Origin of the sequence: Paracoccus rhizosphaerae (genome assembly GCF_026162645.1) — a bacterium.
In the GTDB taxonomy this organism is placed as follows: domain Bacteria; phylum Pseudomonadota; class Alphaproteobacteria; order Rhodobacterales; family Rhodobacteraceae; genus Paracoccus; species Paracoccus rhizosphaerae.
Genome location: NZ_JAOTBE010000024.1, coordinates 35,487 through 51,510, shown reverse-complemented (window position 1 = coordinate 51,510; position 16,024 = coordinate 35,487). Strand labels below are relative to the sequence as shown.

11 protein-coding genes and 2 pseudogenes are annotated in these 16,024 nt (G+C 67.6%); 10 read left to right on the top strand and 3 right to left on the bottom strand.

Going from position 1 to position 16,024, the window contains the following annotated elements:
- Positions 1 to 124 precede the first annotated feature (124 nt).
- Positions 125 to 379: pseudogene (locus OC184_RS10425) on the top strand (integrase core domain-containing protein); the annotation flags it as partial.
- Here the strand turns inward: OC184_RS10425 and OC184_RS10420 are convergent.
- Positions 361 to 1,095, bottom strand: a pseudogene (locus OC184_RS10420) (IS701 family transposase); the annotation flags it as partial. The pseudogenes OC184_RS10425 and OC184_RS10420 sit on opposite strands and share 19 nt — an antisense overlap.
- A gap of 145 nt (positions 1,096 to 1,240) precedes the next feature.
- Positions 1,241 to 2,623, bottom strand: a complete 1,383-nt coding sequence (locus OC184_RS10415) for an L-serine ammonia-lyase (protein WP_265507136.1) — start codon at positions 2,621 to 2,623, stop codon at positions 1,241 to 1,243.
- A 253-nt stretch (positions 2,624 to 2,876) separates the two neighbouring features.
- Here OC184_RS10415 and dusB point away from each other — a divergent pair, with 253 nt between their 5' ends.
- The 9 genes from dusB to hflX all read left to right on the top strand — a co-directional run bounded on the left by dusB (position 2,877) and on the right by hflX (position 15,008).
- Positions 2,877 to 3,881: a tRNA dihydrouridine synthase DusB gene (gene dusB, locus OC184_RS10410; protein WP_265507135.1), complete on the top strand. Its 1,005-nt coding sequence runs from the start codon at positions 2,877 to 2,879 to the stop codon at positions 3,879 to 3,881.
- Positions 3,878 to 4,993, top strand: a complete 1,116-nt coding sequence (locus OC184_RS10405) for a two-component system sensor histidine kinase NtrB (RefSeq protein ID WP_265507134.1) — start codon at positions 3,878 to 3,880, stop codon at positions 4,991 to 4,993. Before dusB ends, OC184_RS10405 begins: the two co-directional genes overlap by 4 nt.
- Before the next feature lie 11 nt (positions 4,994 to 5,004).
- Positions 5,005 to 6,450, top strand: coding sequence for a response regulator (locus OC184_RS10400; RefSeq protein WP_265507133.1), 1,446 nt, complete (start codon positions 5,005 to 5,007; stop codon positions 6,448 to 6,450).
- A gap of 73 nt (positions 6,451 to 6,523) precedes the next feature.
- A complete protein-coding gene (locus OC184_RS10395; protein ID WP_265507137.1) occupies positions 6,524 to 8,785 on the top strand; it encodes a sensor histidine kinase NtrY-like in 2,262 nt (753 codons plus the stop codon).
- Complete coding sequence (ntrX, locus tag OC184_RS10390) at positions 8,782 to 10,173, top strand: nitrogen assimilation response regulator NtrX (protein WP_265507132.1); 1,392 nt, start codon at positions 8,782 to 8,784, stop codon at positions 10,171 to 10,173. The genes OC184_RS10395 and ntrX overlap by 4 nt, the downstream gene beginning before the upstream one ends.
- Positions 10,174 to 10,246: 73 nt before the next feature.
- Entirely contained in the window at positions 10,247 to 11,623 is a 1,377-nt protein-coding gene (gene trkA, locus OC184_RS10385) for a Trk system potassium transporter TrkA (protein ID WP_265507131.1), read from the top strand.
- A gap of 7 nt (positions 11,624 to 11,630) precedes the next feature.
- Entirely contained in the window at positions 11,631 to 13,262 is a 1,632-nt protein-coding gene (locus OC184_RS10380) for a TrkH family potassium uptake protein (RefSeq protein WP_265507130.1), read from the top strand.
- 120 nt (positions 13,263 to 13,382) lie between these two features.
- Entirely contained in the window at positions 13,383 to 13,616 is a 234-nt protein-coding gene (hfq, locus tag OC184_RS10375; RefSeq protein WP_089343093.1) for an RNA chaperone Hfq, read from the top strand.
- Positions 13,617 to 15,008 carry a GTPase HflX gene (gene hflX / locus OC184_RS10370; protein ID WP_265507129.1) on the top strand — a complete coding sequence of 464 codons (1,392 nt, stop codon included), beginning with the start codon at positions 13,617 to 13,619 and terminating at the stop codon, positions 15,006 to 15,008. It begins immediately after the preceding gene.
- 84 nt (positions 15,009 to 15,092) lie between these two features.
- On the opposite strand, the gene OC184_RS10365 is transcribed toward hflX, so the two are convergent.
- Positions 15,093 to 16,004: a carbohydrate kinase family protein gene (locus OC184_RS10365; RefSeq protein ID WP_265507128.1), complete on the bottom strand. Its 912-nt coding sequence runs from the start codon at positions 16,002 to 16,004 to the stop codon at positions 15,093 to 15,095.
- Positions 16,005 to 16,024: the final 20 nt, after the last annotated feature.

Below are 16,024 nucleotides of genomic sequence, written 5' to 3'. Positions count from 1 at the left end.
CGTGTAGCTGGACCAGTTCGTCGTGCGGTAGCGGGCGGATGGAGGCTTGCTCATGCACCTCGTCTAACCACAGGGAATTGCGATGGGAATCTTTCGCAGACAGAGTTCTGCAACAACGCCCCCACCGATGCATCCGCAAACCAATGGCATGGTCGAGCGCTTCAACGGCCGGATCGAGGACGTCCTGCAAAGCCACCGCTTCCGCAGCGGCGAGGATCTTGAACAGACTATTCTTCGATATGTCCGGCTCTACAACGGCCAACTCCCCCAATCAGTGTTGAAGGGGCAAACGCCCATCAACGCGCTCAAGGACTGGCAAAGGCAAAGGCCGGACATCTTCAAGAAGCGGCCGTATAATCACGCGGGATGTGACACATAGGCTTTCCCCCAGGAATTGAAGGCGTGCTTGGAACTGACACCCAAGACATAGCCTTTTCCAGCGCGGCGCAGCGCTATGCCGATATCGCCAACGCCATAGACGCTGTCGGCGGCCACCCAAGAAAATGGAACCTTGGCCGAGAGCACGCGCTCGATCATGCTGCGGGCGATGGCAGGTTTGGTGGCGGACTCCACCGCCTCGGGCACATGGGCCCGGCTTCGTCTGGCCGGGGCTTCAGCCCATGCTTTCGGCAGATAAAGGGCCCGATCGATAAAAGCATGTCCGTGCCGCGAGACGTAGCTGGCGAAGGCGCCGATCTGACAACTGGTGATCTTTCCTGCCGACCCCGTACATTGGCGCGCGACCCCACAGGAGGCGTGGCCCTGCTTCAAGAAGCCGGTTTCATCGATCACCAGCACCGCCTCGGGATCAGCCGGCGTTTCACGGCGTAGTCCCGCACAATATCGCGCAGCGCGTCGGCATCCCGATGGCCTCGTCCCAATATCGCCTGCTGACGCCGCGGGCCCGGATCTCCGGCCGCTTCGGCCCGCATCCGCCCCGTCTTGCGCCGTTTCCCACCCAACAAGCCGTCGGGAAACTGACCGGCCGATGCCGCAACCCGTCCCTGCGTAAACAGCGGCCGAAGTCGAGCCTCGACTTCACGTAGCGAAGGAAGCCCAAAGCTCCACCGTCTCTTCGACCGACAACCCCGCCATCCATGATCCCTAACTCGTCATGGTAGCGCATTGACCCAAAGCGGAGAGAAGAATGCAACTGTCATGCTAGATAGCAGGACGGTGGGGCGCGTTTCCCGTTCATCGACGTGACTGTCGATCGCCGGTGGCGCACGCCCGCGTCGCCTTAGCAGTTCGGGACGTTGACGGCGAGGCCGCCGAGGGATGTCTCCTTGTACTTCTCGCTCATGTCGCGGCCGGTCTGGCGCATCGTCTCGATGGCGGCGTCCAGCGGCACGATGTGGCTGCCGTCACCGCGCAGTGCCAGGCTGGCGGCGCTGACGGCCTTAATCGCGCCGAGGCCGTTCCTTTCGATGCAGGGCACTTGCACCAGCCCGCGCACCGGGTCGCAGGTCATCCCGAGGTGATGTTCCAGCGCAATCTCGGCCGCGTTCTCGATCTGGCGGGGGGTGCCGCCCAGGACGGCGGCAAGGCCCGCGGCGGCCATGGCACTGGCGCTGCCGACCTCGGCTTGGCAACCGCATTCCGCGCCAGAGATGCTGGCGTTGTGCTTGATCAGCCCTCCGACCGCCGCCGCGGTCAGAAGGAAGTCTGGCAGCAATCGTTCAGACGCGCCGGGCACGTGATCCAGCCAATAGCGGATCACCGCAGGCACCGTGCCTGCCGCGCCGTTGGTGGGGGCGGTGACGACCTGGCCGCCTGCGGCGTTCTCCTCGTTCACGGCCATTGCATAGATCGACATCCAGTCGTTGATGACATGAGGCGCGGTCAGGTTCATGCCGCGTTCCGCCATCAGCTTTTCGTGGATGGCCTTGGCGCGGCGCTTGACGTTCAGCCCGCCGGGCAGGGTGCCCTCGGACGTCAGGCCGCGATCCATGCAATCGCGCATCGCCGTCCAGATGCGGTTCAGCCCGGCCCGCAATTCGGTCTGTGACCGGAAGCACAGCTCGTTGGCCTCCTTCATGCGGGCGATGGAGGTGCCTGACGTCTCGGCCATCTCCAGCATCTCGGCGGCCGTTCCGAACGGGAACGGCACCGAGGAGGACGCGTCGCTGCGGCCCTGATCGCCCTTTGCGGCCAGTTCGGCATCGGTCATCACGAACCCGCCGCCGATCGAGTAGTAAATCTGGTGGAAGATCACGTCGCCCTGCGCGTCCGTGGCCGACAGCGTCATGCCGTTGGCATGGCCGGGAAGGGCGGTGTCATAGTCGAAGCGCAGGTCGCAGTTGGGATCAAAGGCCAGCGGCGCCAGGCGCGGTGGCGTCAGCAGGTGGGTGTCGCGGTTGGCCGCCAGCGCGGCCTCGGCGGCGTCCATGTCCATGCTGTCGGGGGTGAAGCCCGCCAGCCCCAGGATCGTTGCACGGTCGGTCGCATGCCCCTTGCCGGTGAAGGCCAGGCTGCCGTGCAGGCTGGCACGCAGGCCGTGCGCCTGGAACGGCTGCCCGCGCAAGGCGTCGAGGAACCGCGCCGCGGCCACCATAGGCCCCATGGTGTGTGACGACGACGGCCCCACGCCGATTTTGAACAGATCGAACACCGACAGGAACATGTTTTCCCCCTTGCACCTGGCGTCCCATCCAACCACGTCAACAACCGGACTGCCATGCCTGGAAACGACCCTTTTCCGGCCCGGATGCGACGTCGGCGGCGCGAAGGGATGTCAGATCGGCGACACGGCAGGTGATGAATATGTGTGCAACATGCCCTATGGATGGGCAGCCGGGTCGCGCCTGCGAATTGGGCAGCCCGGTGCCCGACTGCCCTTCTTGCGGGCGGCGGGATCGAGGGTGAAGGAACAGGATATGCAACTGCCCGAACCGATCATGCTGGGTGACATGCCCCTGGGACCGCCGGTGTTTCTTGCACCCATGGCGGGAATCACCGACGTGCCGTTCCGCCGTGCCGTCGCGCGCTTCGGTGCCGGCCTGATGGTCAGCGAGATGGTCGCCTCGACCGAAATGGTAACGCCGCGCCCATCCACCCGCGCGGCGGTGCGCGCCAAGGCCCTGTCCGAGGGGGCGCTGCCGGTCAGCGTCCAGATCGCCGGCCGCGAGGCGCAGCCCATGGCCGAAACCGCGCGGATCGTCGCGGGGATGGGCGCGCGGGTAATCGACATCAACATGGGCTGTCCCGCCAAGAAGGTGACCGGCGGGCTGTCGGGCGCGGCGCTGATGCGCGATCTGGACCACGCGCTGTCGCTGATCGACGCGGTGGTGGGCGCGGTAAATGTGCCGGTCACGTTGAAGATGCGCCTGGGGTGGGACGACGAGTGCCTGAACGCGGCCCAACTGTCGGCGCGGGCGCGCGATGCCGGCGTCGCGATGCTGACGGTGCACGGCCGGACGCGGGCGCAATTCTACAAGGGCCGCGCCGACTGGAGCGCGATCCGCGCCGTGGCGAACCTGCCCGGCCGCCCCCCGCTGGTCGCCAATGGCGACGTGACGGATGCGGTCAGCGCCGCGCGGGCACTTGCGGCATCGGGGGCCGAGGCGGTGATGGTCGGGCGCGGCGCACAGGGCCGGCCTTGGGCGCTGGCGCAGATCGCGCATCGGTTGTGGGATCTTCCCGCGCCCGCCGTGCCACAGGGTGGAGCGCTGGCCGACCTTGTCGAGGAGCATTACGAGGACATGCTGGATTTCTATGGCCTCGACCTGGGCCTGCGCGTGGCGCGCAAGCACCTGGGCTGGTATGCCGAGGCGAACCACGCCCCCCTGCGGGCCGAGATGCTGCGGGCCGAGAGCCCGGCTGCCACCGTCGATCTGATCCGCAGGGCCTTCGCCGATGCGCCGGGGGACATGGCCGCATGACCCTGCAGCGCCCCCGGAACTTTCGGCAGGCCGCGCCGGGGCCGGGCTGGGACGCGCTGCCCCTGCCGGCCCTGATCCTGGACCGAGAGGGGCGCGTGGCCGCGATGAACGACGCAGCCGAGATCTGGTTGAATATGTCTCGGACGTCTACCATGGGCAAGGCGCTCGAGGGTGACGAGATGACGGCCCGTCTGCGCATCACGCCGGCGCTGTCGCCGCTGATTGCGCGGGTCGTGGCGGGCGCCGAAGCGCTTTACCAGAACGGCGTCAGGTTCGAGATCGGTGACCGGGCGGGCGGCCACCAGGCGCGGCTTGCCGCCGTCCATGCGGGCGCGGACGACGGGTCTGGCGGGGCCGTGAACCTGCTGATCGTGCCGCAGGACGACGCCTGCCTGCTGCAGAGCCGCAGCATCCGCAGCGCCGCCCGCAGCGCCATCGGCATGTCCGAGATGCTGGCCCACGAGATCAAGAACCCGCTGGCCGGCATCCGCGGCGCGGCGCAGCTGATGGCGATGAACGCCACCCCCGAGGACCGCGAGATGGCCGAGATGATCGTCAGCGAATCACGCCGCATCGTGGCCCTGCTGGAGCAGGTGGAGCGGTTCGGCGACACCTCGGCGCCCAAGCTGGCGGCGTTGAATGTGCATGACGTGCTGGAACGCGTGCGCCGGTCAGCCAAGGCGGGCTTTGCACGCGACGTGCAGATCGTCACCGACTATGACCCCTCGCTGCCGCCGGCGATCGCGGATAATGACCAGATGGTGCAGGTCTGCCTGAACCTGGTCAAGAACGCGGCCGAAGCCCTGGCGGGGAAGGCGGGCGGCATGATCCGCCTGCACACCCATTATGACCACACCCTGCGCCTGCCGCCCGAGCAGGGCGATCCGACCGGCCGCCCGCTGCCCCTGCAGATCGAGATCGAGGACAATGGCCCCGGTTTCCCGCCCGCCATTGCCGATCAGGTGTTCGAGCCCTTTGTGTCGGGCCGCGAGAACGGCACCGGCCTGGGGCTGGCGCTGGTCAGCAAGATCATCACCGACCTCGGCGCGCTGATCCGGGTGGACAGCCGCCCCGGCCGCACCGTTTTCCGCATTTCCCTGCCCAAGGCATAAGGACCGACCCCATGGACGGAACCGTTCTGATCGCTGACGACGACCGCACCATCCGCACGGTGCTGACGCAGGCGCTGACCCGCGCGGGCTGCCGCGTCCACGCCACCGGCAGCCTGGCGCAGCTGCTGAAATGGGTCGAGGAGGGGCGCGGCGACCTGGTCATCACCGACGTGATGATGCCCGACGGCAACGGCATCGACCGCATCCCCGCCATCCGTGATGCCCGGCCGGACCTGCCGGTGATCGTGATCTCGGCCCAGAACACGATCGTGACGGCGATCCGCGCGACCGAGGCCGAGGCCTTCGAATACCTGCCGAAGCCCTTCGACCTGCCCGACCTGATGACCAAGGTTGGCCAAGCCTTGTCGCGCCGTCCGCGCAAGTCCGACCCCGCGCCCGAACCGCTGCCTGCGATGCGCGAGGCCGCCGATCCGGCCATGCCGCTGATCGGCCACGCGGCCAGCATGCAGGCGCTGTTCCGCATGGTCGCGCGGGTCCTGAACGCCGACCTTCCGGTCATCATCGCGGGCGAGGCGGGCGTCGGCAAGACGACCATCGCCCGCAGCTTCCACGAGTTGTCGGACAGGCGCGACCGCGGGCTGGCGATCCTGACGTCTTCGGACGCGGGCGAGGATGCGATCGCACGCGCGGCCGAGCGGGCGCAGGGCGGCACCATCGTGATTGAGAACCCCGGCGGCTTCGATCCGGCCGCGCAGGCCCGACTGATCGGTTTGATCGAGACGATGGAGTCGGGTCCCGACCGGGCGCAGGCACCGCGCGTCGTCGCCACGACCGGCCCAGACCCCCAGGCCGATGTCGCCAGCGGGCGCTTGCGGTCCGACCTCTATTATCGTCTGGCGGGGGTGACCGTCAGCGTGCCGCCGCTGCGGGCGCGGGTCGACGACATCCTGCCGCTGGCCGCGCACCTGCTGGCCCGCGCCGCGGCGCAGGGCCTGCCTGAACGGATGCTGTCGGACGATGCCGCGGCGATCCTGCGCGCGCATCCGTTTCCGGGTAACGTCCGCGAACTGGAGAACATGATGCGCCGCCTGGCCCTGACCGCCAGCGGCCTGACGATCAGCGCGGCCGAGATGCGCGACGCGCTGAGCCAGCCGTCCGTTGGCAGTCGCGCGCCGACGCCGGTGTCCGTCAGCCGCGATCCGGCACCCAGTGAACCCGCCGGGGTGACGCCGCTGCACACCGGTTCCCGGCTGTCGGATTCGGTCGAGGCTCATCTGCAGCGCTATTTCGACCTCCATGGCGACGCGCTGCCGCCACCGGGCCTCTATGACCGCATCCTGCGCGAGGTCGAGCGTCCGCTGCTGCAGGTGGCGCTGGATGCGACCGGCGGAAACCAGCTGCGCTGCGCCGACCTGCTGGGCATCAACCGCAACACGCTGCGCAAGAAACTGACCGAGCTGAATATCGAGGTGACACGCCGCCGCAAACTGATGTAAAACCGCCACAGGCGCGGCGCCGCCGACACGTCGGGCGCCGCTGAAAAGCCGCGACAGACGGCGAGTGGGGGATATGGCAGGCCTCGAGGCAGGGCTCAGCTGGGACAGGCTGGCACGCATCCGACTGCCCCGCGAATGGCGCGGGGCGCTGACCTGGGGAATGGCGCTGGCGGGCCTGGCGCTGGCCGCGGCCACGCTGGCGATCATGGGGCCTTTCGGGCGCGGCCTTCAGGGGCAGGCGCTGCGGCTGGTCCTGCTGGCGGACCTGACCTATCTGGTCCTGATCATCGCCTTCATCGTCGCCCGCATGGCGCGGCTGATTACCGACCGGCGGCGGGCGGGCCCGGCATCCCGGCTGCATGGTCGGCTGGTGGCGATCTTCGGCGGTCTGGCGCTGATCCCGACGGTGCTGGTCGCGCTGTTCGCGGGCTTTCTGGTCAATATCGGCCTGGAAGGGTGGTTCTCGGACCGGGTGCAGCAGGTGGTCACCACCTCTCAGGCGGCGGCCGAGGCCTATCAGGCGGAACACCGCAGCGATCTTAGTGAGGACGCGCGCGCCCTGGCCAGCGTGCTGACCCAGGCCGGCCGCGCCAACCCGCTGATCGAGGATGCCCAGATGCGCCAACTGCTGGCGCAGGGGCAGGCGCTGATCCAGCGCGGTCTGCGAGAGGCTTATATCATCAACGGCGCCGGAGAGATCCGCGCTCGTGGGGAACGCAGCTATCTGTTCTGGTACGAGGCGCCCAGCAGCGATCAGCTGGACCGCGCCCAGGCCGAGGGGCTGGTCCTGATCGAGGACTGGGACAACGATGAATTCCGTGCCTTGGTGGCGCTGCCGCCACTGGCCGACCGGTATCTTTATGTGACGCGCGACGTGGACGGCAGCCTTCTGGGGCTGGTCGACGATACCCGCGCCACCGCCGGTAGCTATCGCGAGCTGGAGTCGATGCGCAGCCAGGTTCTGCTGGAATTCTCGCTGGTCTATCTGGGTTTCGCGCTGCTGCTGGTGTCGGCGGCGATCTGGCTGGCCTTGTGGTTTGCAGGTCGGTTGTCGCGCCCCATCGGTATCTTGGCGCAGGCCAGCGAGCAGGTCGGGCGCGGCAATCTGGACCTGCAGATCCCCGAGCCGAACACCGGGGACGAGATCCAGACCCTGGGCCGCGCCTTCAATCGCATGACCCGGCAGCTGAAGGCGCAGCGGGACGAACTGATCGACAGCCATCGCGCCGGCGACGACCAGCGGCGGCTGTTCGATAACGTGCTGACCTCGGTGACCTCCGGCGTGATCGGGTTGGACGCCGCCGGAGAGATCGACTTCGTCAACCGCTCGGCCAGCCGCCTTCTGGGGCTTGACGCGAAGCGCGACATCGACGCCCTGCTGTCCGAGGCGGTGCCGGAGTTCTCGGCCCTGTTCGAGCGGCTGTCGGCCTCGGTCGCCGAGACCGTTCAGGACGAGGTTCGCGTCATGCGCGAGGGCCGGGTCGAAAGCTTGCTGGTCCGCATGGCGGTGCGCCGCAGCGCCGAAGGCGTGCTGGAGGGCTATGTCGTGGCCTTCGACGACGTGACCGAGCTTGTTTCGGCACAGCGCATGGCCGCTTGGGGCGATGTCGCGCGCCGCGTGGCGCACGAAATCAAGAACCCGCTGACGCCTATCCAGCTGTCGGCCGAGCGCCTGCGCCGCAAGTTCGGCCCGCTGGCGCCCGAAAGCGAACGCGCCGCTTTGGACCAGTATACCGAGGTCATCATCCGCCAGACCAATGACCTGCGCCGGATCGTCGACGAATTCAGCCGCTTCGCCCGGATGCCCGAACCCGACCGCGCCGAGACCGACATCGCGGCCCTGCTGCGAGAGGTCGCGTTACTGCAGCAGGACGCCCTGCACGGCGCGCTGAAGGCCGACCTGCCCGACCAGCCGGTGATCGTCGATTGCGACGCGGGCATGATGCGGCAGGCGCTGACCAACCTGTTGAAGAACGCGGGCGAGGCCGTCGAGGAACGCCGTGCCGACGCGCCCACGGGCTGGACCCCGATCATTCGGATCGAGATGGAGACCCATCCCGAGGCCGTCTGCATCCGCATCATCGACAACGGGCCGGGCCTGCCTGCCGACCGGTCGCGCCTGTTCGAGCCCTATGTGACGCTGAAAAGCCAAGGCACCGGCCTTGGCTTGCCCATTGTCAAGAAGATCGTCGAGGAGCATGGCGGCAGCCTGGTCCTGACCGATGCGCCCGAAAGGCCGGGCGCGATGGCCGAAATCCGGCTCCCGCGCGAGCGCCATCCCGTGCGGGCCCCCAAGATCAAGAGCAAACAAGAAAAAGACGAGGCGACACCATGACCGATATCCTGATCGTCGATGATGAGCGCGACATCCGCGAACTGATCGCCGACATCCTGAAGGACGAGGGTTTCGAAACCCGGCTTGCGGCAAACTCGGACGAGGCCGTCGGCGCGCTCAACGACCGGGAACCCGCACTGATGATCCTCGACATCTGGCTGAAGGACAGCCGGATGGACGGGATCGACATCCTCAAGCAGGTCAAGCGCAACAACCCTGATGTGCCGGTGATCATCATCTCGGGGCATGGCAATATCGAGATCGCGGTGGCGGCGATCAAGCAGGGCGCTTACGATTTCATCGAGAAACCGTTCAACATCGACCAGCTGATGGTGGTCATCAACCGCGCGATGGAGACCAGCCGCCTGCGCCGGGAAAACAGCACGTTGCGCCGCGGTGGCGACCGCACGGCCGAGATGCTGGGTCAGTCCGTCGCGTTCAAGCGCCTGCGCGACGCGCTGGACAAGGTGGCGCGGTCCAACGGGCGGGTGATGCTGGCGGGCGAGCCCGGCACCGGCAAGGAAATGGCCGCCCGATATATCCACGCCCATTCACCCCGCGCCGGCGCTCCCTTCGTGACCGTCCCCTGCGCCACGATCGAGCCCGAGCGCATGGAGGAGGTCCTGTTCGGCCGCGAGACCCCCGAGCGCGGGATCGAGCCTGGCCTTCTGGAGCAGGCCCATGGCGGCATCATCTATTTCGACGAGGTGGGCGACATGCCCATGGGCACCCAGCCCAAGATCCTGCGGGTTCTGACCGAACAGCAGTTCGTCAGGGCAGGGGGCGCCGACAAGGTGCGGGTCGACCTGCGGGTGCTGTCCTCGACCAACCGCGACCTGATGGCCGAAATCGCCGCCGGGCGCTTCCGGCAAGAGCTCTACGACCGTCTGAACGTGGTGCCCATTGCCGTGCCCTCGCTGGCCGACCGGCGCGACGACATCGCGGTGCTGGCACGGCACTTCATCCAGCACTTCCACCAGACGCAGGGCCTTGCGCCGCGCGACCTGCCCGAGGAAACCGTGGCCGCGCTGCAGTCCATGCGCTGGCCCGGCAACATCCGCCAGCTGCGCAACGTCATCGAGCGCGTGCTGATCCTGGCCGAGGAGACCGGCGCGATCCAGCCGTCAGAACTGGAACCCCAGGGCGCGACGCCCGACAACAGCGACACGCTGAGCCTGGGTCCCGCAGTCACTGCCATGGCCCTGCGCGAGGCGCGCGAGATGTTCGAGCGGGAATACCTGGTCGCCCAGATCAACCGCTTCGGCGGCAACATCAGCCGGACAGCGCAGTTTGTCGGGATGGAGCGCAGCGCCTTGCACCGCAAGCTGAAATCTCTGGGCGTCGTCGGCGGCATCCGCAGCGACGAGGAGATGCTGGTCGGCAAGTGATCGTGGCCCGCTTGCGCACGCGGCCCTGCCGTCATAGGCAAGGGGGTCCGGAACGCGGCTGAAGGGGCGGTGGATGAAGATCATCATTTGCGGGGCCGGGCAGGTCGGCTGGCAGATCTCTCGCCACCTGGCGGGGGAACGCAACGATGTCACGGTCATCGACAACAATCCCGAACTGATCCGACGGGCCACGGATTCGCTGGATGTCCAAGGCGTCACCGGCTTTGCCAGCCATCCCGACGTGCTGGACCGGGCGGGCGCGCGCGACGCCGACCTTATCATCGCCGCGACCCATTCGGACGAGGTGAACATGGTCACCTGCCAGATCGCCCACTCGGTCTTCCAGGTGCCGCGCAAGATCGCGCGCCTGCGGTCGGGGGCCTATCTGGACGCCATCTATTCCGACCTCTACCGGACCGAGCATCTGCCCATCGACGTCGTCATCAGCCCTGAACGAGAGGTCGCGCTGGCCGCGCTGCAGCGGCTGTCGGCGCCTTCGACCTTCGATGTCGAGACGTTTCTCGACGGCAAGATCCAGCTTCTGGGGATTGACCTTGAACCCGACTGCCCGGCGCTGAACACGCCGCTGCGCCAGTTGACGGAGCTGTTCTCCAGCCTGCGCGCGATCGTGGCGGGCGTGCGCCGCGACGGGCGGCTGTTTGCACCCGAAGCGGGCGACCAGTTGTTCGCCGGCGACCAGATCTATGTCTTCAGCCATGCCGACGACGTGGCCCGGACGCTGGATATCTTCGGCAAGCCCCCGCAAAAGCAAGAGCGTGTGACGATCATCGGGGCGGGGAATGTGGGCCTTTCGGTCGCGCAGACGCTGGAGGGCCGGGCCGACCGCATCCGCGCCAAGCTGATCGAGCGTGACCGCAGCCGCGCTGAATACGCCGCCGACCGGCTGGAGCGCACCATCGTGCTGAACGGCGACGGACTCTCGGCCGAACTGCTGGACGAGGCCGGTGTGCCGCAGGCCGATGCGGTTCTGGCCGTGACCGACGACGACAAGACGAACATCCTGGCGTCCGTGCGCGCCAAGCAGGCGGGCGCCAAGATGGCCATCGCGCTGATCAACGATCCGACCCTTGTGCCGCTGATGGGAGCGCTGGACATCGATGCGTATATCAACCCACGCGCCACGACCGTATCGACGATCCTGCGCCACATCCGCCACGGTCGGGTCCGCGACATCTATTCCATCGGCGATGCCGAGGCAGAGGTGATGGAGGCGCAGGTCCTGTCCACCAGTCCCATGTCCGGCCGCGCGATCCGCGACATTGATTTCCCCGAAGGTGCGCTGCTGGGGGCGGTGCGAAAGGGCGACCGGGTGATCCGCCCGTCCGCCGACACCCGCATCGAGGAGGGCGACATCGTTCTGATCTTTGCCCTGACCAAGGACGTTCCCGAGGTCGAGCGCCTGCTTCAGGTCTCGATCGACTTCTTCTGAGGCGGGCATGATCGCGATCCTTCAGCGCCAGCCGCTTCTGATCCTGCTGAGCGCGGGCGTTGCGCTGATGATGCTGGTGCCGGCCAGCTTTGCCTCGGTCACCGACCACCCGGCGATCGCGCGAAACTTCTTCTATGCGGCGCTGCTGATCCTGGTCTTCTGCGGGCTGATCGGGCTGGCGACCCATGCCAATCCGCGCCCCCACCGCGCGCGCGAGATGCTGTTGACGATGCTGGGGGTCTTCGGTTTCGTGCCGCTGCTGCTGGCGCTGCCGTTTTCGGAAAGCCTGCCGGACACGGGCATCTTCAACGCCTGGTGGGAAATGGTGTCGTCTCTGACGACCACGGGGGCGTCGCTCTATTCGGCGGATCTGCTGCCGGCGCCGCTGCATCTCTGGCGGTCCATGGCGGGATGGATGGGCGGCTTCTTCGTGCTGGTCTCGGCCGTGGCGATTTTGGCACCGCTGCGCGTCGGCGGCTTCGAGATCATGTCAAGCCCCTATGGGCGCGAGGAGTACGTCACCAAGCTGCCGCCCTCGGCCGATGCCCGGCGATCGGTGCCGCACCTGTCGGACCCGCGTTACGAAATCCACCAGACCGAGTCGGGCACGCGCATCGTCCGCGCGGCGCTGGCGGTCGGGCCGCCCTATCTGGTGCTGACCCTTGCGCTGTGGGTGGGGCTGCTGATGCTGGGCGATCCGTCCTTCCTGGCGCTGACGCGGGCGATGGGGACGCTGTCGACCTCGGGTATCTCGCCGGTGATCGGGCCGGCGGGCGACGCCGCAGGCATTCCCGGAGAGATGCTGGTCTTCGTGTTCCTGATCCCCGCCCTGTCGCGCCGCTTCTGGCCCGGCGGAGGAGAGCTGCGCGCGACCGAGAAGCTGCGCGAGGACCCCGAGCTGCAGATGGCGGCGGCGCTGGTCATGCTGGTCACGCTGGTGCTGTTCCTGCGCCACTTCCTGGGCGCGATCGAGGCCGGGGCAGGGGCGTCGGCCGCGCCCTCGGCCATGCGCGACCTGGGCAGCGGCCTGTCGGCGCTGTGGGGCGGCATGTTCAATGCGCTCAGCTATCTGACAACGACGGGCTGGAACTCGTCCGAATGGCAGGGGGCGCGGGCGTGGTCGGGGCTGACGGCGCCGGGGCTTGTGCTGGCGGGGCTGGCGATGATGGGTGGCGGCATCGCCACGACCGCGGGCGGCGTCAAGCTGCTGCGCGTCTATGCCTTGGCCCGCCATGGCGAGCGCGAGATGGAGCGGATCATCCATCCCAGCAGCGTCTCGGGCGGCGGCCGCATCGCCCGCAGATTGCGGCGAGAGGGCGCCTATCTGGCCTTTATTTTCTTTATGCTGTTCGCCGTGTCGATCGCGGCGGTGGTCTGCCTCGTCTCGATCCACGCCATCGAGTTCGAGACGGCGACGATCCTCTCCATCGCAGCTCTGACGAATACCGGCCCGCTGGCCGGTGCGATCCCGCTGACCCCCGCCTTCGAGGGCAGCGCAGGCATCGCCTCGGCCCCGTGGGAGGGGTGGTCCGGCCTGCCGGTCTTCACCAAGGCCGTCCTGGCCTCGGCGATGATCTTGGGCCGTATCGAGACGCTGGCCGTCCTGGCGCTGCTCTCGCCCGAATACTGGCGCCGATAGCGCCGAAGGTGTGGCCGATAGGTCGACATGCAAACCTGCGTGTTGCGCGGATGTTGCATGGATTGCGGCGACGGCTTAGATATTTCAGATGATCGGACAGTGAAAAACGGACCAAAACAAATGGCTGGCGACAAGCAGAACCTGCAGGACGCGTTCCTGAACCACGTCCGCAAGGCCAAGGTGCCTGTCACCATATTCCTGATCAACGGCGTCAAGCTACAGGGCGTCATCACCTGGTTCGATAATTTCTGCGTTCTCTTGCGCCGCGACGGCCAGTCGCAGCTGGTCTACAAGCACGCGATCAGCACGATCATGCCAGGCCAGCCGATCAGCCTCTATGAAGGCGACGACTGATTGGCCGAGCTGACCGAGACCGAGGCGAAGCCGACCCGCGCCTATGTGATCCATCCCGATCTGGGCCGCGCGCGGACGCAGCGGCGCGAACCCGAGCATGCCTTGGCCGAGGCCGTGGCCTTGGCGCTGGCGCTGCCGGGGATCGAGATGGTCGGGTCCGAGGTTGCGAACCTGCGCGAGCCGAATCCCGGCAAGCTGTTCGGCAAGGGCAAGCTGGCCGAGATCAAGGAGCGGCTTGAGGCCGCCGAGGTCGAGCTGGTGCTGATCGACGGTCCGGTCACGCCCGTGCAGCAGCGCAACCTGGAAAAGGACTGGGGCGTCAAGCTTCTGGACCGGACGGGGTTGATCCTGGAGATCTTCGCCGACCGCGCGCGGACCCGTGAAGGTGTGCTGCAGGTCGAACTGGCCGCGCTGTCCTATCAGCGCACGCGGCTGGTGCGGGCTTGGACCCACCTGGAACGCCAGCGGGGCGGTCTGGGCTTTGTCGGCGGTCCCGGCGAGACGCAGATCGAGGCCGACCGCCGCGCCATCGACGAGCAGATGACCCGCCTGCGCCGCCAGTTGGAGCGCGTGGTCAAGACCCGCACGCTGCACCGCGCGGCGCGGGCCAAGGTGCCTTATCCGATCGTCGCGCTGGTCGGCTATACCAACGCCGGCAAGTCGACGCTGTTCAACCGGATGACCGGGGCCGAGGTCTTCGCCAAGGACATGCTCTTTGCGACGCTGGACCCGACGATGCGGGCGATCCGGCTGCCGGATGCGGGCGGCGGCGGCGCGGGGCGCAAGATCATCCTGTCGGACACTGTGGGCTTCATCTCGGACCTGCCGACCGAGCTGGTCGCGGCCTTCCGCGCCACGCTGGAGGAGGTGCTGGAGGCCGACCTGATCCTGCATGTCCGCGACATCAGCCACCCCGAGACCGAGGAGCAGGCCGCCGACGTGGCCGAGATCCTGGACAGCCTGGGCGTGGACGAGGATGTCGCCCTGATCGAGGTCTGGAACAAGATCGACGCTTTGGGGTCGGACACACGGGCGGCGCTGCGCCGTACCGATGCCCGGACCGAAGGCGTGCAAGCGGTTAGCGCCCTGTCCGGCGAGGGGTTGGACGATCTGGTCTCGGCCATCGATCATCGTCTTGGTGAAGTGCTGGACGAGCCTCGTGTCGATGACGAAGTTGTTCTGGACTTCGCCGACGGGCGAAGCCGTGCCTGGCTGCACGAAGCCGGCGTGGTCGAACGTGAGGAAGCGGCGGCTGAGGGCCTGCACCTGCACCTACGCTGGACGGCGCGCCAGAAGGCTGCGTTCGCCGTCTTCACGGGTACAGCTGCGCCGGAGGACGATGACGACGAACCGGATGCGGAACGCCCAGGCGGATGGCATCCGGCCGACTGAACGCCGGGCCTGAGGGCAGCGGGGGGCCAGCCCCCCGAACCCCCCGCCGGGCGGGGCGGTGCCCCTCCCGGTCCCTCCCCGAAATTACGCAGGCATCTCGTGCGACCAGGGCGGGTTGGCGCCGGGCCGCGATACCGTGACCGAGGCGGCCTTGGCGCCCATGGTCAGCGCCTTGAGGATCTGGTCCGGGGTGATCCGGGCGATCCCTTGTTTGAACAGGACGCCCTGCTGGTCGAGGCTTGCCAGAACCCCGGCATTGAACGTGTCGCCAGCGCCGATGGTGTCGGACACTGTGGTCTGGACGGCGGGTGCCGTCACGGTCTCTCCTGACCAGATCGCCTTGGCGCCCGCCGCTCCTCCGGTCTGCAGGACGATACGCGGGCCGCTGTCCAGCACGCAGCAGGCGGCATCCTCGGGGGCAAGATCAGGATAAAGCCATTCCAGATCGTCCGCCGACAACTTGACGATGTCGGCCATCGGCAGCAGCCTGGCCAGGCGCGCACGATAGGCGCCGGGGTCGGTGATGAACAGCGGACGGATGTTCGGGTCAATCATCACCGGCAGCCGTTCGTGGTGACGGGCAATTAACGTCTCGACCGTCGTGCCGCAGGGGTCGGGGACAAGGCTGATGCCGCCCGCGAACAGGGCCGTGACGCTGTCAGGAAGGGGCGGGATGTCCTGCCATTGCAGCATCCGTCCGGCTGACCCCTCGTCGTAAAAGGAGTATCGCGCCTCGCCATCCGCCAGCGTGACCAGCGCAAGCGTCGTCAGGCGGTCGGTGCGCGGGCAGAGCGACGTGTCGACGCCGGCCTCGGCCAGCGGGCGCAAGATCTGATCGCCGAACGGGTCGCGGCTGACGGGCCAGAGGTAGCCCGTCTTCTGCCCCAGCCGGCCGAGTGCCACGGCGGTGTTATAGACCGAACCACCCACGAGCGGGCGAAAGCTGCCGCCCTCTGGCACCATGTCGATCAGCGATTCGCCGACACACAAGATCATGACTGTCCCCCCTGTCCCAG